This is a genomic window from Chondromyces crocatus, from assembly GCF_001189295.1.
Classification (GTDB): domain Bacteria; phylum Myxococcota_A; class Polyangia; order Polyangiales; family Polyangiaceae; genus Chondromyces; species Chondromyces crocatus.
On sequence record NZ_CP012159.1, the window covers coordinates 7,441,460 to 7,458,908 of the forward strand.

Annotated in this window: 13 protein-coding genes; 11 read left to right on the forward strand and 2 right to left on the reverse strand. The window is 67.1% G+C overall.

Annotation, left to right across the window (positions count from 1 at the left end; translation table 11 throughout):
* Positions 1-542: 542 nt before the first annotated feature.
* From CMC5_RS26745 to CMC5_RS26775, 7 genes are read left to right on the forward strand one after another with little or no spacing between them, the layout of a single operon-like run.
* Positions 543-2,987: a type VI secretion system Vgr family protein gene (locus tag CMC5_RS26745; RefSeq protein ID WP_281180729.1), complete on the forward strand. Its 2,445-nt coding sequence runs from the start codon at positions 543-545 to the stop codon at positions 2,985-2,987.
* Positions 2,984-5,644, forward strand: a complete 2,661-nt coding sequence (locus tag CMC5_RS26750) for a DUF2169 family type VI secretion system accessory protein (RefSeq protein ID WP_050433077.1) — start codon at positions 2,984-2,986, stop codon at positions 5,642-5,644. Before CMC5_RS26745 ends, CMC5_RS26750 begins: the two co-directional genes overlap by 4 nt.
* A complete protein-coding gene (locus CMC5_RS26755; RefSeq protein WP_050433078.1) occupies positions 5,641-6,693 on the forward strand; it encodes a pentapeptide repeat-containing protein in 1,053 nt (350 codons plus the stop codon). The genes CMC5_RS26750 and CMC5_RS26755 overlap by 4 nt, the downstream gene beginning before the upstream one ends.
* A 10-nt stretch (positions 6,694-6,703) precedes the next feature.
* A complete protein-coding gene (locus CMC5_RS26760; protein WP_050433079.1) occupies positions 6,704-7,222 on the forward strand; it encodes a DUF3592 domain-containing protein in 519 nt (172 codons plus the stop codon).
* 36 nt (positions 7,223-7,258) lie between these two features.
* Positions 7,259-7,912: a DUF3540 domain-containing protein gene (locus CMC5_RS26765; RefSeq protein WP_050433080.1), complete on the forward strand. Its 654-nt coding sequence runs from the start codon at positions 7,259-7,261 to the stop codon at positions 7,910-7,912.
* A 15-nt stretch (positions 7,913-7,927) separates the two neighbouring features.
* Entirely contained in the window at positions 7,928-8,320 is a 393-nt protein-coding gene (locus CMC5_RS26770) for a DUF4150 domain-containing protein (RefSeq protein ID WP_050433081.1), read from the forward strand.
* A gap of 16 nt (positions 8,321-8,336) precedes the next feature.
* A complete protein-coding gene (locus CMC5_RS26775) occupies positions 8,337-8,783 on the forward strand; it encodes a hypothetical protein (protein ID WP_050433082.1) in 447 nt (148 codons plus the stop codon).
* A 61-nt stretch (positions 8,784-8,844) separates the two neighbouring features.
* Here the strand turns inward: CMC5_RS26775 and CMC5_RS26780 are convergent, their stop codons facing one another.
* Entirely contained in the window at positions 8,845-11,415 is a 2,571-nt protein-coding gene (locus CMC5_RS26780; protein WP_169796662.1) for a DEAD/DEAH box helicase, read from the reverse strand.
* 189 nt (positions 11,416-11,604) lie between these two features.
* Here CMC5_RS26780 and CMC5_RS44970 point away from each other — a divergent pair, with 189 nt between their 5' ends.
* From CMC5_RS44970 to CMC5_RS26795, 3 genes are all read left to right on the forward strand, one after another.
* A complete protein-coding gene (locus CMC5_RS44970) occupies positions 11,605-12,516 on the forward strand; it encodes an alpha/beta hydrolase (protein WP_050433084.1) in 912 nt (303 codons plus the stop codon).
* Positions 12,517-12,607: 91 nt separating this feature from the next.
* A complete protein-coding gene (locus CMC5_RS46090) occupies positions 12,608-13,609 on the forward strand; it encodes a tetratricopeptide repeat protein (protein WP_050433085.1) in 1,002 nt (333 codons plus the stop codon).
* Positions 13,610-13,635: 26 nt separating this feature from the next.
* Positions 13,636-15,291 (forward strand): SUMF1/EgtB/PvdO family nonheme iron enzyme, encoded by a 1,656-nt coding sequence (locus CMC5_RS26795; protein WP_050433086.1) that lies wholly within the window; start codon positions 13,636-13,638, stop codon positions 15,289-15,291.
* Between the two features lie 94 nt (positions 15,292-15,385).
* Here CMC5_RS26795 and CMC5_RS26800 read toward each other — a convergent pair whose 3' ends face one another.
* Entirely contained in the window at positions 15,386-16,177 is a 792-nt protein-coding gene (locus CMC5_RS26800; protein ID WP_156338888.1) for a hypothetical protein, read from the reverse strand.
* Between the two features lie 350 nt (positions 16,178-16,527).
* Between CMC5_RS26800 and CMC5_RS26810 the strand changes: the two genes are divergently transcribed.
* A complete protein-coding gene (locus tag CMC5_RS26810) occupies positions 16,528-17,052 on the forward strand; it encodes a hypothetical protein (RefSeq protein ID WP_050433089.1) in 525 nt (174 codons plus the stop codon).
* Positions 17,053-17,449: the final 397 nt, after the last annotated feature.

The window sequence follows — 17,449 nt, forward strand, 5'->3', positions numbered from 1 at the left end:
TTGGCGCCTTCAGCGACTTTCCTTCAACGCCGCCAGAAGCCTTTGGCGCCTTCAGCGACTTTCCTTCAACGCCGCCAAAAGCCTTTGGCGCCTTCAGCGACTTTCCTTCAACGCCGCCAAGAGCCTTTGGCGCCTTCAGCGACTTTCCTCCAGGCCCTCCCGGAGCCTCGGCCTCCCTCGGCGACGCTTCTCTGGAGGCCTTCGACGCGTTGCGTCCACGCTGCGACCCCTCGCTGCCGTCTCCAGAGCGGGCCTCCGCTCAGCATCCACCTCATGAGCCCATCCCAGAGGCCACGCCGACGCCCAGGCATTCCTTGAACGCCCGAAGCCCCACCTCCACATGCCCTTCCGCGGTTTCGTCACAGTTTGGTCAGGTCACCGACGGCCAGCGGCACGCTTCCTTCAGCATTCCACCCCCACCGCCGGCGCCGACGCCTCGATGACGCCGTCTCGCGCCGTGATCGGTCCGAAAAAGCACTGGCTCTCGAAGAACCGCATCCAGGGCACGTCGACTCTGCTTTGGACGCACATCAAGGGCCGGTATGCTGCGCGCACCGCCACATCCAGTGAGGCCGTACGTGGAAGACCTGATCAAGCTAGTTTCAAGCGTAGTTCCCGAGACGGGTCGCGTGGTTGCGTTCCGAGGCACGGAGGCGATCTCGACGCCGTACGAGTTCGAGATCTTCTTCTCGCTGACGGACGGGACCGGCGAGCAGCTCGACCTGGGGGACGCCATCGGCGCCAAGGCGGTGCTCACCCTCGACCGGGAAGCGGACCGGATTCCCCCCTACCACTTCTCGGGGATCCTGGCGGCCGTGGACCTCTTGCACGAGGTGGAGGGGCTCTCGCTCTTTCGCGCGGTGCTGGTCCCGCGCCTCTGGCTGCTCGGGCTCTCGAAGCACAGCCGGATCTTCACCAAGATGGCGCTGCCGGACATCCTCAAGGCGGTGCTCGCGGAGAACGGCTTCGGGCCGGACGACTTCGAGCTGCGTCTCGGGAAGTACTCGGTCGAGGAGCACGTCTGCCAGTACCGCGAGAGTGATCTCGACTTCCTCTCGCGGTGGATGGAGCGCGAGGGCATCTTCTACTTCTTCGAGCACGGCGAGTGGGGCGAGAAGCTCATCCTCTGCGACGACAGGACGTACGAGGACGATCTCCTCGGCGCCCCCGTGCGCTACCACCCGCAGCTCGGGCAAGACCGGAGCGCCGGCCTCTCCTTCCGCACCTTCACGTGCAAGCACCGGACGCTGCCGACGAAGGTCCTCTACAAGGACTACGACTACGCGAAGCCGAACCTGCGCCTCGCAGGCTCTGCGGACGTGGCGGAGAACGGCGCTGGCGAGGTGAGCCTCTACGGCGAGCGGTTCTTCAGCGCCGCGGCCGGCGAGCGGCTGGCGAAGATGCGCGCCGAGGAGCTGCTCACGCGGCAGGTGCTGTTCCATGCGACCGGGAGCCGCACCCACCTCCGGCCGGGCCACGAGTTCGAGCTGGAGGAGCACTCGCGCGCGGCGTTCAACGCGAGGTACGTCGCCATCGAGGCCACGCACTGGGGCAACCAGCAAGGGAACAACTCGGCGTTCCGTGACTTCATCCAGATGGAGCACGAGGAGGTGTACTTCGTCGACGTCGTGGCGATTCCCGCCGAGACGCAGTTCCGGGCGGCGAGCCGGGTAGCGTGGCCGCGGATCTACGGGTTCGAGAACGGGACGGTCGATGGGCCCGCCGAGAGCGAGTACGCACAGATCGACGATCAGGGCCGGTACTGCGTGCGGTTCAAGTTCGACGAGTCGGGCCTGAAGAACGGGCGGGCGTCGACGTTCGTGCGCATGGTGCAGCCGCACGGCGGGAGCATCGAGGGCTTCCACTTCCCGCTGCGCAAGGAGACGGAGATCATCTTCAGCTTCCTCGGCGGCGATCCGGACCGGCCGGTCATCACCGGCGTCGTGCCGAACGCGCTCACGCCGAGCCCGGTGACGAGCGGCAACTACACGAAGAACGTGCTCCAGACGGGCGGCAGAAACCGGCTGGAGATCGAGGACAAGGCCGGGCAGCAGCGCATCACGCTGTCGACGCCGTACTCGAACTCGTACCTCCGCATGGGGTCCCCCAACGCGGAGCACGAGTTCATCATGAAGACGGACGACAACACGCTGCTCACGGCGGGCAAGGACTTCGACCAGTTCGTCGGCCAGAACGGCGGCGGGTCGTGGACGGCGACCATCAAGGACGACTGGAAGACCACCGTGCAGGCCGGGGTCCACGAGCTGAACGTCGACACCGGCACGTCGACGACCGTGGTCGAGGGGGACACCAAGCTCCAGGTCAAGACCGGCAACTACGCCATCGCCGTGGACACGGCCTCGATGACGACGACCGTCGAGAGCGACTCGACGACCACGATCAACGGCTCGAAATACGAAGTGAACGTCACCGCCGGCCTCACGAAGATCGACACGGCGCTCACGACCGACATCCTGAGCACCGGCAAGCTGACGATTTCGACGAAGAATGCGAACGATTACCTCGTCGCGAACGGCATGCTCTTCACGGTCGGTGAAGATCTCACCCAGACCGTCACCGGCCAGCACATCCTGACGACGGGCGCCATCACCCAGGTGGTGAACGGCAGCTACACGCAGAACATCACCGAGAGCTTCTCCCAGACGACCGCGGCCTCCTCCAAGTTCTGGACGGCGGCCAAGGACAGCCGGACCCTGGGCTTCGCCTACGCACTGAACGTGGGCGGCAAGGCGACGTTCGACCTGTCGGCGAACTTCCTGCTCCAGGCGTCGATCTCCGCCAACATCACCGCGGGCCTCCGGCTCGACGCGAAGCTCAGCGCCAGCCTGTCGGTGACCGCGGGCATCGACATCGACGTGGCGTCGATCAAGTACGACCAGAAGGCCCTCAAGTTCGAGACCGGCGGCGTCGGGTTCAAGAACCTCGGGACGCTCCTGCACCTCGTCGGCATCAGCATCTTTTCATGAAGGTCATCAAGCCGCAGCGCCTCGGCGTGCTCACGCGCTCGTGGGAGTACCGGGGCGACTTCTATTTCACGGTCTCCATCCTGGCGTTCTTCCCGTTCGAGTCGCCGTCGTTCCTCTTGCCGGAGGTGCGGCTCTGGCAGCTCCTCGCCGAGGAGCTGGGCCGGGATCTCGCGTTCGACGAGGTGATGCCGAAGCCGTCGCCGGAGCTGCTGGTGACGGGGAGCGCCTGCCCCGCCGGGGGGACGCCGCAGCCCGTCTGTGCCGTGCGCGTGCAGCTCGGCTCCGTGGACAAGCGGCTGTACGTGGTCGGCGATCGGGTGTGGGACTTCGGCGGGCCTTCGAAGCCGGTGCCGTTCACCCGGATGCCCATCACCTGGTCGAACGCCTTCGGGGGGCCAGGTTTTGCGCAGAACCCGCTGGGGAAAGGCATCGCCAAGATCCAGGACGCGCAGGGCAAGGAGATCCATCCGCTGCCGAACGTCGAGAACCCGAAGACCCTGCTGAAGAAGCCGGAGGATCGGCCCGCACCCGAGGGCTTCGGGGCGTACGACATCACCTGGCCGCAGCGGGCCGACAAGTTCGGTACGTACGACAAGCGCTGGCTGGAGGAACGCTTCCCGGGGTTCGCGGACGACGCGGATCTCTCGCTCTTCAACGTGGCGCCGAAGGACCAGCGGTTCGAGGGCGAGCTGCGCGGTGACGAGCCCTTCCGGGTGGAGAACATGCATCCCGACCACCCGGTGCAGACCTCGCGGCTCCCGGGCGTGCGAGGGCGGTGCTTCATCACGCAGAAGACGAAGGACGGGGACGTGTTCCGGGAGATCCCGACGCGGCTCGACACGGTCCACCTCTTGCCGAGCGCGGGGCGCGGGGTGGTGATCTTCCGCGGCACGACGACGCTGAGCGAGGACGACGCCCACGACGTGGCCCACCTGGTGGTCGCGGCAGAGACGCTCGGGGCGCCGGCGAGGTCGATCGATCACTACCGCGAGGTGCTCGCCGGGCGGCTCGACAAGAAGAGAGGGGCGCTGCTCGCCCTCAAGGACTCCGACCTGCTGCCGCCGGAGGCGCCGCCCGAGGTGCCGCTCCCTGACGCGAAGGGGTCGGACATGGACGACCTCTCGGTCACGAAGAACCTGCAGGAGAGGAACCAGCGCAAGCGGCTGGAGAAGGAGCTGGAGAAGAGCCGCGCCCAGATGGTGGCGATGGGGCTCGATCCGGACAAGCACGTGCCCAAGGCGCCGGAGCCGGAGAAGGTCCCTTCACTCGAAGAACTCCCGGACTACCTGGAGGCCGCCGATGCGCAGGTCGCAGACGCCCGGAAACAGGCCGACGACGCGATGGCGAAGGCCAAGGCCGACCTGAAGGAGACCTGCGCGCAGGCGGGCCTCGACTACGAGAAGACGCTCGCGGACACCCAGAAGGGTGGCGGGGGGCCGCCGAAGTTCTCGGCCGAGAAGGAGATGGAGAACCTCCGCCTCTCCCGGGAACACATGAAGGCAGCGGGGATCGCGATCCCCGTCGATCCGAAGGCGCCCTCCGACGAGGAACTCGCGCAGCGCCTGCGCACGATCGAGCAGCAGCTCCAGCATGCGTACTGGCAGTTCGCCCATGTCTACCCGGAGGCGGATCTGCCCGACGAGAAGGCGGCTGCCGCCCTGCGGGAAGAGGTGATCGACGCCCACCGGAGCGGCAAGGGCCTCGGGGGGCGCGATCTGACGGGCGTGGACCTCACGGGCCTGAACCTCTCCGGGATCGATCTGGAGCACGCGTTCCTGGAGCGCGCGCGCCTCGCTGGCGCCAACCTGTCGGGGGCTCGGCTGAGTGGCGCGGTGCTCGTGCGCGCCGACCTCACGGGCGCGAATCTCGAAGGGGCAGAGCTGCGCGCGGCGAACCTCGGCCGGGCGAACCTGACGGGCGCCAAGCTGACCGGCGGGATCAACCTGGCGGGAGCGACGCTGATGTACGCGGACCTGTCCGGCGCCGTCTTCGACGGGGCGACGCTGCACCGGGTCGACCTGTTCGAGGCGAAGTTCCAGGGCGCGAGCTTCGCGAAGGTCGAGGCGGTGATGCTGAACTTCGTCCAGGTGGACCTCTCCGGGGTGAACTTCGCGGGCGCCCAGCTCATCAAGTGCAGCTTCCTGGAGAGCCAGCTCGACGATGTCGATTTCTCCGGCGCGACGATGACACAGTCGGTGTTCGTCGAGGCGCGCGGCGAGCGCACGCGGTGGCGTAACGCGAAGGCCGAGAACCTGCGGATGGTCAAGGAGTCGGCCTTCCCGGGGGCCGACTTCCTCGGCGCCTCGCTCGAAGGGTCGAACCTGCGCGGGACGAACCTGGAAGGCGCCGAGATGAGCGGGGCGAACTTCAACCGGGCCGACCTGTCGGAGTGCAACCTGAAGAAGGCCAAGCTCTACCGGGCCACCGGGATCGGGGCGCTGCTCGTCCGCGCGGATCTGACGGGCGCCAACCTCACGTCGGCAAACCTCATGCAAGCCATCCTCCAGAAGGCCAAGCTCGCAGGCGCGAGCTTCAAGGGCGCGAACCTCTTCCGGGCCGACCTGGCCCGCAGCGTGGGCGACAAGGCCACGTCGTTCGAGGATGCGCTCGTGGACCAGGTGCGGCACGTCGCGGCGCCTGGAGGAGGTGCCGTGTGAACCGAGACGAACTCTGCAAGGCCGTGCGCGAGGGGGAGATCGTCTCCGGGGTCGATCTCTCCGGGTTGGACCTCTCGGGCGCCGATCTGTCGGGGGGAATCTTCGAGCGGGTGTCGTTCAAGGGGGCGAATCTCTCCAGGGCGAACCTCGAAGAAGCGGCACTTCTGCACTGCGATTTCGGCGGGGCGCAGCTCGTCGCCGCGGAGCTGCGGCACGCGGTCGTCGCGAGCAGCCAGTTCCAGGAGGCGCGGTTCTGCGAGGCGAACCTCTCCTCGGCGCAGGTCGCGGAGTCGGATCTGTCGTTCGCGGACTTCAAGGGCGCGAACCTGATCGTCGCGGTGTTCGCCAGGTGTGCGCTGGCGGGCGCGGTGTTCGACGAGACGTGCCTCGACCGGACGTCGTTCCTGGAGACCACGAGCGTCACGAACATGAGCCTCCGCGGCGCGCGGCTGAAGCAGACGGTGCTCATGGGCGTCGATCTGACGAGCGTGACGCTGACCGGCGCGAGCCTGGAGAGCGCCATCCTGATCGGGAGCAAGCTGGCCGGGATGGATCTCTCGGGGATGCGCCTCTCGCTGACCCAGTTCACGGGCTGCGATCTGACGGAGACCGTGTTCACGGGCGCGGAGGCCGCGCAGTGCAACTTCAAGGACGCGACGCTCCAGAGCGCGCGGTTCGACAAGGCCCACCTGGAGCGGGCGCTGCTCCTCGGGGCGAACGCGCAGCTCGCCAGCTTCAAGGGGGCGAAGCTCACCCAGGCGCTCCTGAGCGGGGCCAACGTGTCCGGGGCCAGCTTCGAAGGGGCGGTGATGGAGCAGTGCATCCTGCACGAGGCCAGCTGCGTGGGGGCGCGGTTCGTGGGCGCGAACCTGACCTACGCGGACTTCTCGCACGCCGACGTCTCGGGGGCGGACTTCTCCAGGGCGACCTTGATGCGGGCCCGGTTCCACCGGACGAAGGAGGACCACACCCGCTTCGGGTCGAGGGCCACCGCGCTCGGGAACGACGAGCGGCTCGCCGCCGCCGAGGCCTGGACGCCGAAGTACTGAGGTCGATGCGGTGAAGACGCTGTTCCTGGTGCTCCTCTTGCTCCCCGCCGTGCTGTGCTTCGGCCTCCGGCATTACTACATGGAGGAAGAGCGCGCGTTCGAGCGGGACGCGGAGCGGGTCCCGGGCAAGGTGAAGGCGGTCCACAAGAAGACGCACTTCGACGGGCGGGATTCGGAAGACATCACCACCGTCGAGGTGACGTACCTGACGAAGGACGCAGCGGCGCTGACCGCCGAAGCCCAGGTGGGCTACGCGGTGGGGCTGTCCGCCGGCAAGACGGTGGAGGTCCTGTACAGGCGCGCCGAGCCGACGAAGATCCAGATCCGGGCGGGGTTCTTCAATCGCTCGGGGAAGGTCGTTTTTCTGACGCTCTTCGGTGGGTTCTGGCTCATCGTGGGGCTCGCGGGCGTGGGGCTCGCCCTGCGTGCGGCGAACGCGGCGAAGGATCCAGCAGCGCGGGAGCGGCTGGAGCGCATGAGAGAAGATCTGCGGAGAGAGCAAGCAGAGCGTGAGCACCGGGCGCCGTGACGACGGACGTCGCCCACCGATCCGAGGAGCAGAGAGATGGTCATCGCAGCACGTAAACTCAATCCCTCCCTGGTGACCGAAGAGACGGGGACGGTCCTGCGCTCCCTGGGCGCGGCGTTCTCGGTGGAGCTGGGCTCGGGGGTGGTGACCGCGACGCGGGCGGTGAGCTGCCTGGTCGCGCCGCTCCTGGGAGACCGGGTGCTCGTCGCGGTGGAGGCATCCGGCAAGGCCTACGTGCTCGCGGTGCTGGAGCGCGCCGAGGAGGACGGGAAGACGACGCTCTCCGTGGACGGGGACCTGGAGATCCGGACGGCCTCCGGGGCGTGCTCGATCGCGGCCCAGGACGGGGTGCAGATCGCGTCGCCCGGCGAGGTGAAGGTCGCGGCGAACACGCTGAACGTGACCGCACTCGAGGGCAAGGTGGTCACCGAGAAGCTCACGTTCATGGCCCGGTGGATGCTGGGCGAGCTGGGCAAGCTGAAGGTGATCGCAGAGAGCGTGGACTCGGTGGTGAGCCGGGTGTCGCAGCGGGTCGAGCGCTCGTACCGGACGGTGACGGAGCTGGACCAGGTGAAGGCGCACCAGATGGATTACACGGCGGAGGAGCAGCTCCGGATGCACGCGAAGAACACGCTGATGACGTCGGACAACCTGGTGAAGGTCGACGGCGACCAGATCCACTTCGGCTGAGGAGGAGGAGACGCCATGTTCGCGAACTCGCAGATGATGGGCATCGATATGGCCTTCCCGGACGTGTGCCTGACGCCGATGCCGGCGCCGACACCCATCCCCTACCCCAACATCGCCGCCGGCCCGATGGGCGTGCCCGCGTCGTACAACATCCTGTTCATGGGCACGCCAGCCCACAACATGGCGACGACGGTGCCGCTGACGAACGGCGACAACCCGGGCGTGGCGCTCGGGGTGGCCTCGGGGATGGTGATGGGTCCGTCGCGGCACCTGACCGCCTCGTTCACGACGCTGCTCACCGGGATGCCCGCCACGCGGCTGACGAGCATGTCACTCCAGAACTCGACGAACGCGCCGGGGATGCGGCTGGTGCCGAGCCAGGTGAAGGTGGTGGTGCTGGCGCCCTGAGGGGCGCGGCCGGCCCATGAAGGAGCACAACCGGCTCCGGCTGGAGCGGCTGACCCAGCGGTACGCCGAGCGGAGCGGGGCCGCGCTCCCTCCGAGCGAGGCGGAGTTCCTGCGGGCGTTCACAGAGGTCCGTGACCGGGTGCTCCGCCCCGCGATGGAGGAGATCGCGGCAGAGCTGCGGCGCGCGGGTCATGCGCCCGAGGTGGTGCTCGACGAGGGGCCGGAGAAGCCGAGCATCGAGCTGGCGCTGGGGCTCCAGGGGGTGAGCGGGCTCCGGAACCGGGTGGGGATCTCGGTCGTCCGGTGGGAGGGGCACCCGCTGCAACTGCTGGCTTACCTCGAAGCGAGCCCGCCCAGGTTCGACCTGGAGCGGTTCGCGAAGGCGGAGGAGCTGGGCGAGGACCGGGTGGAGCAGCTCCTCGTGGATGCCGTGGAGCACATTCTCGCGTGTAATGCGCCGTAGCCCCAGATGCGCGTGCAGGTCAGGTGAGGACGGGCAGCTGTCTGGGGCTCATTGCACCTGCTCAGTTCGGGTACACGAGATCCCTCTGGCCAGGAGCTCTGATGCGCAAGCTGCGAATCGGCGGCTTTCGTCCCTTCTCGCGAACGCTCTGGATCAGATCGACAAGCTCCTCGAGGTGAGGTGCAAGCCATGCCGGATTGTTGCCACTTCGCAGCGTGACGGCCCAGTCATAATACCCTGCGCCACGACTGGAGATCGTGACATCTCCAACCGCACCACATTGATAGAAGAAGTTGAATGTCTGCCGGAAGAACCGGCCCCATTGGTCGGGATTCGCAGCATCCTCTACATTCGGCACCGTGCCAAGCGGTAGCTCCGTCAGTGCATGCGTGAGCTGTGTGGAGGCACTTGTGAACCGAATGGTCCGGGTTCCCTTCAACCCATTGCATCGCTTGCAGAGCGTCTGGAGGTTGTCGGGCTCGTGCGACCCAGCGTGGTACACCGGGATGATGTGATCCACCTGCAGGGTTCGATTCGACCCGCAGGCAAGACACGCGCGATTGTCGCGCTTCAGCACCTCCTTTTTCACATGCTCATCGGGTTCCGACACACTCGGCTGTCGACCGCGGTCGGGCGTTGGCGGTCGGTAGGTTTCCGGGTCTGCCTCCCGGTTGGTCGCCTCCAGGATGCGTACCTGGCAGCCGTCATAGAAATGCCTGAGCTGTTCATAGCGGTGAAACAGCGTCCGCCAGAATCGGTCACTTCGCGCATATTCTGCTCGAAGCTTCTCATCGATCGCCCTGGGGCCGAGATCACTCTCGATGAAGTCAATCGCGAGCTTGTCCACGTCGTGCTCAGCACGCATCTCGAACGGGAAGAAGGGAGGCGCCGTCCGCTGTTGTTGCGCGATGTGGCGTGCAACGAGGAGAAGATCGGCTTGCAAATCGACCGGGTTCCGGCGAGCGCCTGAAAGAAACTTCGCGCGCCAGCTCTCCACCGACTCTCGATGGTCTTCCAGCGTCACACTCTCCTCTCCGAATGGTTCGGGCACGCTACGAGTCAGGCTCTTGATCAACGCCTTGAAGCCATCGATCTCGTCCTCGAACACCATGACGAGCAACTCTTGTGGCTCGATGTCATCGCTACCATCGACACGCGCATCGAACGTCACCTTGTACCAGCCGACAGGCATCAGCGCCTGGAAGGGGACTGGAGTGACGTTGGCACCGTCTGCCATCTGACGAGCGAGCTGCTTGACGAGATCGATGGATATGAGCTGAAGCGGCGGCCGATGCGTCGTGGAACGTACCTTGTCGTCTGCAGACCCATCTTCGAGTTCGAACTCGGCCCATTGAACCTGCTCGCGCCAGTCATCCTCGAAGGAGACGATGTTCGCCTCCTCCGTCCCTTTGAACTTCGGGCCACGCAACGCGCGGCCGACCATCTGCGTCAGCAAAATTCTGCTGGTCGTCTGACGTGTGAGGAACACCGTCTGGACATCGGGGACATCCGTCCCCTCCGTGAGCATACGAACGTTGATGAGGACCTGAATCTCGTTCTTTCGAAAGCTCTCCAGCACACGTGCGTTCGTGTCGCTATCACGCTCTTTCCGCAACGCGACCGTGGCTGGGGAGGCATCGACGTGAGAGTAGACGCTGCCCGCCTTCACCTTGTAGCGCTTCAGCGCCTCTGCAATCGCCTCACATTGGTACCACCTGTCCGTGAAGATGATGGTCTTTCCCCATTTTTTGCGTTCATCCGCGTATGTCTTCGCAATGAAGCCGTTTCGCTCGGCGCTGTTCGCGAGGGCATCGACGACATACTCGGGAATGTCCCTGTATGTACCCAGCCACTTCTCGTAGTCAGCTCCTTCGAAGGAAGGAGTGTAGCGAGTCGTCAACGAAAATGACTTTGGTCGCGCCAGCACGCCGGAGGCGATGAGCTCAGAGGCCCGGGTCTGAGCGAGGATGCCGTCCGGGAAAAGCTTCTTCAGCCACCCTTGCTTACGCTCGTCCGAGTAGACCGGCGTCGCCGTCAGACCGAGCACGGGAGCGCCTTTCGCACGCAGACCTTCGAGGAGGTTCCTGTAGCTCGGCGCGGGGGCGTGGTGCGCTTCGTCAAAAACGATGAACAGCTTCTTTCCCGCGGCCTTGATGAACTGGACCAACGCGGAGAGCTGCTCTCGAAATGCATTGGTAATGGTTTGAAGTGTCGCAATGACGACATCGTCTTTGGGCAGAATATCGCGAGGCGGATAGTGCCCCGGGGTGCCAGAGACGACGCGAAGGCTCAGCTCCCGGCGTGGCTCCCGGATGCTGCCCAGCGTGTCGTGCTTGAAGCTGTGAAAAGCTTGCTCGAGAAGGTGGTGCGTGTGCGCCAGCCAGAGCACCTTGTACCCATCCGAAAGAGGGCCTGCACAGAGGAACCGGACCGCGGTGAACGTCTTCCCTCCGCCCGTCGGCAAGACGAGGATTCCGCCCCCCTGATTTTGACCGAGTTTCCCGTACCAGCCGTCGAGCTTGCGAAGTGCGACGGCCTGATGCGGTGCAGGGTCGAGCTGTTTCTCTTTCCGACAATCCGGAAGCGTCCATTTTGCGTAGAACGACCTCTCGGACCGTCGGGTCTTTTTCACGTTCATATCCGTAGTTCCGGCCTTCCGAAGATGTTTCAGGACCCAGCTGGCCACCATGGACGGATACACTCAGCAGTAGACTCACTGGAAGAGGGCGGATGCTACGGTGGCTTCATGGTCGATCGACACTCCCCACTGGCTCGCAGGGGGACCACGTATGCTGGAGTGTGCGAGGCGGCACGCGCGGTGATGGCGCTCGCGCTGGCATCCTGTGGGAGTGGTGGGTGTGACTCGCTGAGCCGGGTGCCGGCCGAGACCAGTGGCAGCGTGGCCCCCCCAGCGCCCACGACGCAGCCCGCCACGGAGGTAGCCACCTCCCCCCTCTCGACGCAGGAAGCGGCCACGGAGGGGCCTTCAGGAGCAGCTGGGGAGCCGTCCTCCCCGCCAGCGCCGAAAGGGCTCCCACCGCTCACGGCGCCCGGGGCGCTGGTCGAGCTTCCGGTAGAGGGGCATGCGCCCGCGGTCCTCGCGGTGCCGCTCGGGGCCACGCGGCCTCGGCCGGTCGTGCTGGCCACGCACGGGAACTTCGATCGGCCCGAGTGGCAGTGCCAGGTGTGGCGTGAGATCGTGGGGCCCGAGGTGTTCGTGCTGTGTCCCCGAGGCAAGGCGCGGGGGGATTCGCCGGCGCCGGACGACACGCGCTTCACGTACGCGAACAACCAGGCGCTGGAGAAGGAGATCCGGGCCGGGCTCGACGCGCTGCGGGCCCTCTATCCGGAGCACGTGGCCGAGGGTCCCGTGGTGTACACGGGGTTCTCCCTGGGGGCGATCATGGGGGTCGCGATCATGGGGCGTGATCCCGCGCAGTTTCCGCGGATGATCCTCGTCGAGGGGGGCAGCGAGAAGCTCACGGCGGGCGCGGTGAGCGCGTTCGCGAAGGCCGGGGGGCAGCGGGTGCTGTTCGGCTGTGGTCAGGGGGGGTGCGTGGGGTCGTCGAACGCGGCGGCGCGGCTCCTGGAGAAGGCAGGGGTCGCGGCGCGCGTGGTCCACGGCAAGGGCGTGGGGCACAGCTACGATGGTGCGGTGGCGACCGAGGTCGCCGGGGCGTTCGGGTGGCTGGTCGAGGGCGACGCGCGGTTTGCTCCCTCGGTGGCGCCTTGACCCACTCCGTCGTCCGGTCGCATGCTCTCGTGGTGCAGTCGGTCGCGGAGGCAGTCTGGCCCGGAAACCCCAGGGCAGTCCGAGGCGACGGGTGAAGGGGTTGCGGTACGCCGTGTGCGCGCTGGGGTTCGTGGTGCTCCTGCCAGCATCGGCCATCGCACAGGCTCCGGCGCAGAACACGCCGTCGACGGCGGCCTCCGGAGATGCGGGGGCACGGCTCAAGGCCCGCAAGCTCGCGGATCAGGGGTACGAGCTGTACGAGAAGGGTCAGTTCGCCGAGGCGTTGACGATGTTCCGCCAGGCCAGGAAGGCCCACCACGCGCCGACGCTCATGTTGATGATCGCGCGGTGCAGCGAGCGCCTCGACAGGTTGCTGGAGGCGCGCATCGCCTACCTGGCCATCCTCCAGGAGCGCCACGGGCCGGACACGCCGGTGGCTTTCAAGGAGGCCCAGCGGGATGCGCAGTCGGAGCTTTCGGCCCTCGAACGCCGCATCCCCTCGCTCCAGGTCACGGTCGTCGGCGCCTCCGTGGAGACCAGCCGCGTGACGATCGATGGCGTCCCCGCTCCACTGGGCGGGCAGCCGCTCCGTCGGAATCCCGGGCCGGTCGGGGTGGTCGCCCATCTCCCGGGGCGACCCCCCGTGGAGCACACGATCCAGCTCGCCGCCGGGCGCGCCGAGCGCCTCACGTTGTACCTCGACGGCAGTGGAGGCGTTCAGCCCTATGGAGCGACGTCCGGGGGCGCGGGGCGAGGATCGTGGCTTCCCGCGGCCATCGCCTTCGGAGCCGCAGGCGTCGGGCTCACGACGGGGATCGTGATGAGCGTCTTCGCCAAGCAGCAGATCGATGATGTCCGATCCCGATGCGATGCCGACGGGCGATGCCTCGTGTCCGACGAACCACGCGCGCGGCAAGCAGAGCGCCTCGCTGGCGGTGCGACGGTGGCGTTCGTGGCAGGAGGCCTCGCCGCAGCCGCGGGCGTGGTGCTGGTCGTCTTCCCTCCTTTCGGAGGGGCTTCGCGAGCGCAGACACAGGCCGGGGTGGGCGTCGCGATCGGGCCGGGCTCGGTGCAGCTCGGGGGGCGGTTCTGATGCGGGCAAGGCTTCCTCTGGCGCTCGTGCTGCTTGCGCCGATCGCGTGGGTCATGGGCGCATGCAGCACGGGGGACCTCGTCTTCGACCGACTCGACCCCGGCCCGGACAGCGAGGTCGAAGACTGCAGCAACGGGCGCGACGACGATGGGGATGGCCTCGCGGACTGCGAGGATCCGGACTGCGCCGAGTCCTCGTGCCACGGAAGCGCGCCCGACGGCTGGATCGGACCGTTTGCCCTCTACGACGGCGATCCCTCGGCCGCCCCCTCCTGCGCGCCGCCGTTCTCGGTCCCCGTCCTCCACGCGCACGCGGAACTGCAGCGGGACGCTGCCATCTGCTCGATTTGCACGTGCTCACCGCCGACCGATGCCCACTGCGCGCTGAACTACGTGAACACGTTTGCGGCGCCAGGCTGTACCTCGGCTTCCGCCTCGATGTCGCAGTCCGGAACCGCGTGTCAATCGGTCGGCAACACACCCGTCCAGTCCCTCCGGATGCAGTCTCCCACGGTGCAGGGCACCTGTACGGGAGGTCTGCCGCAGAACGCGCGCCTGAATCCGGCGTCGTGGACACGGACGGTGGTCGGCTGCGCCCTGCCGGGCACGGGAGGCGCAGGTTGCGGCGCGGGAGAGGTCTGTACCCCGCCGCTTCCACCGCCCTTCACCGGGATGTGCATCGCCCACCCTGGCAAGGTGGCGTGCGATGGCGCGGCGTTTCGCGCTCGCCGGGTGGTGCATGCCGGGATGGAGGATGGTCGCTGGTGCTCGGGCTGCACGTGCAGCCTCTCCACGCCCGCGGGATGCTCGGGCGTACTCCGGGGCTACCGCGACGCCACCTGCAGCGGCGCTGTGGAGCTGGTCACGTCGAGCAGCTCCACCTGCGTCGACGGGCAGCCGACCCATCTCCAGTGGACGCCGAACGCCGTGACCGACGCGTCATGCAATGTCGGGGGTGGAGATGCCAGGGGCTGCGCCTGGGCCACGGACCCGATCACCCTCTGCTGCGAGGGAGAGGCGGCGCGATGCCCCGTGGACATGGTCGAGGTGCCTCACCCTGGCGGGAGGAGCTACTGCATCGACGCGACCGAGGTCACGAACGCCGCGTATGCACAGTTCCTGACCGCGTCCCCTTCGCCGTCGGGGCAGTCTTCGGTCTGTAGCTGGAACCAGAGCTACGAGCCCGCGAGCGGGTGGCCAGGGCCTCCGGATCATCCGGTGGTCTCCGTCGACTGGTGCGACGCCCACGCCTACTGCGCTTGGGCGGGGAAGCGACTGTGCGGCCAGATCTCGGGTGGAAGCGTTCCCTTCGACGGCACGGCCGAGTCGAGCGAGAGCCAGTGGTACATGGCCTGCTCCCGCGGAGGCGAACGGGTCTATCCCTACGGCGCGGTGCAGAATGCCTCGGCCTGTCACGGAGGCAGTTTCATGGTCCCCTACAGCGTTCCAGCGGGCTCCAGCCCTTGCTGCGAAGGGGGCTACGACGGGCTGTTCGACATGGCCGGGAACGTGGCGGAGTGGGAGGACGCGTGCGGCGGGAGCGAGGATTCGCCGAGCTGCCGTGTACGAGGCAGCGCCGCTCTCGGAATTCCGGGAGATTGCGGTCAGGTCACGGCGCAGCCGCCGAGCTTCACGTCGAACCGGATCGGCTTCCGGTGCTGCTCGGGTGACGACACGCCCTGAGGGGGAGTCGACGGCGAATCCCGATCCCCCGCGGTGGCTGGTCAGGGAAAGGAGCGCAGAAGCTCGACCTGCGGCGCCGAGGCCCCCTCCTCCCTCATCGCGACGTCGAGGCAGCAAAGGCCTCCTTCACGCGGGGGCTCGGGCGAACGTCTGCGGGGCTTCTTCGGTCGTCGAGGCGGGTGCGCGCACAGAGCACGACCAGACCCTGGGCCAAGCACTGGGGTTCCTCTGCCGTCGCGGCGGGTGCAGCGCGACGCAGGAGATCGTACGGCTCGCCATCGAGGTCGAGCCACGCTCGCTCGACGACCCCTTGTCCACGTCGGTGATTCAGGTCCACCTTCGCGACGTCGACGCCCTGGCGCCGGAGAGCCGTGCACACGGCGCGAAGCTCGGACGACAGCGCGGCCTCGTCGTCTCGATGCAGGAGGGCGACCGCCACCCCGACGCCGATCCCGGCCACCAGCGCGACACCGACGAGCTGGAAGACCCAGCGCTTCGACGGCGCCGTGTACGGGAGTGCATCCAGGGCGATGGTCGAGGCGTTGGGGTCGGCGCTGGCGGCGAGGGGCACCTGCAAGGCCGTCCAGTTCGCCAGATCCGTGTCGTTCAGACCCGTGAGCACGTACTCACGGCCGAGGCGCCCCGTCGGAAGGAGCAGCTCGAAGAGCACCCGATGCTGCGTCATGCTGATCCGGCGGAAGCTCTTCACCAGCGCGGTGCAACGCATGCCTTCCCGGCGCAGGCGCTCGATCGCGCGGCGCTCGGCCCGGTCCGTCAGGGCGATGACGCCCGCGGGGAGCAGCACGCAGAGGACGAGCACGGCGAAGATGAACCCGCCGGCGGACACGCCCGACCACAACCTCGCTGCCATGTTCCCGGAGAGCATGGCGGCGAACTTAGGCGACGTTCGTCTCGGCAGCCAGCACGAGACCCCCCTCTTCGTTGCGGGGCTCCAGAAAGACTGCGCCGCGCGAGGCGGCACCTGGTGTGCTGCGCGGAACAGGTGGTCCGGATCGAAGGCCCTGACCGGCGAGACTTGCGGGCATCGGGAGATGGACGGCGCCATTTCTGGATGAAATGAGACGGCGCCATTCCTTCATTGCTCCTCCAACTTGCGCTTGTAAGGGACGCGCGGCGCGTGATACCGATTACACAACGTCCCGCATGGCGGGTGAGATCGTCCGTCGTCCGTGTGGCCGATGCGCTCGTCGCCGGGAATGACACGAGGAGGCCTCGATGGCTGGCGATTTCTCCATTCAAGCGGCGTTCAAGAAGAGTGATTACACCGAGCTGACCAGGGCCAAGTTAGGTGTCGACGTGCTGGTGGATCTCTCGCACAACGAGTTCACCACGACGACGACCCATCCCGACGGGCGGCAGGTCATCAAGAAAGCCATCGAGCTCGATGTCCGGATCGACCGGGGTTCGTCGACGGAGACCACCTTCCAGGAGCTGAGCAAGCTCCCGAGCACCTCGGCGGCATTCCAGATCTACAAGGGCATCAAGGATCTGGGCGGCTGGCCGACGTTGAACCAGCGGTCGATCAAGGTCGAAGCGCCCAACTACGATACGTCGGTCGTGAACCTCCAGCACGACGCCCTGCAGAAGCCGGCGGCGGCGGCTCGAGCGCCCTCGGCGGCCGAATTCATGAAGCTGAGTGAAGCGATCCGCCTGTCCATGGGCATGTACCGATGGAACGCGCAGACGGGTGGCTATGCGCTGTCGGGTCAGCCAGAGAAGATGGCGCGCACCGCGCCTTGAATCGCTGTTCCGCGGTCGCACGCCGCGCAGAGAATGCGCCCGGCCATGCGCCCATGCTCGGGCACGAGCCCGCCGTGTGAGGCTCGGAGCGTGAAGCGCGACGAGGTCCGAGACGACGAGCGTCACGCTGTCGCGATGGGGGCTCCAGGGCTCCCCAGCCCGAGCCGCCCGCCGCATACCTCCAGAGCGCAGTGCTCGCTGTCCTTGCCAGCGTCCCGGCGAGGGCTGAATTCCCGCTCGAGTGGCGGGTGCTGCGCGTCTTGCATCGTCGTCTGCGCGACCTGCCTCACCTGCTGCGCAACCCGAGAACGCCTCCTCGACACGCAACGAAGAACCGTGCTCGGCCTTCATCTTGCTGAGGGTCAGGCGCGCAGAAGCTCCGCGCGTGGACGAAATG

What these genes read in the sequence shown, in the direction of transcription:
- CMC5_RS26745 (WP_281180729.1), top strand. Translation starts at nt 543, where the DNA reads ATGCTGCGCGCACCGCCACATCCAGTGAGGCCGTACGTGGAAGACCTG.
- CMC5_RS26750 (WP_050433077.1), top strand. Translation starts at nt 2,984, where the DNA reads ATGAAGGTCATCAAGCCGCAGCGCCTCGGCGTGCTCACGCGCTCGTGG.
- CMC5_RS26765 (WP_050433080.1), top strand. Translation starts at nt 7,259, where the DNA reads ATGGTCATCGCAGCACGTAAACTCAATCCCTCCCTGGTGACCGAAGAG.
- CMC5_RS26770 (WP_050433081.1), top strand. Translation starts at nt 7,928, where the DNA reads ATGTTCGCGAACTCGCAGATGATGGGCATCGATATGGCCTTCCCGGAC.
- CMC5_RS26775 (WP_050433082.1), top strand. Translation starts at nt 8,337, where the DNA reads ATGAAGGAGCACAACCGGCTCCGGCTGGAGCGGCTGACCCAGCGGTAC.
- CMC5_RS44970 (WP_050433084.1), top strand. Translation starts at nt 11,605, where the DNA reads ATGGCGCTCGCGCTGGCATCCTGTGGGAGTGGTGGGTGTGACTCGCTG.
- CMC5_RS26800 (WP_156338888.1), bottom strand. Translation starts at nt 16,177, where the DNA reads ATGCTCTCCGGGAACATGGCAGCGAGGTTGTGGTCGGGCGTGTCCGCC.
- CMC5_RS26810 (WP_050433089.1), top strand. Translation starts at nt 16,528, where the DNA reads ATGGCTGGCGATTTCTCCATTCAAGCGGCGTTCAAGAAGAGTGATTAC.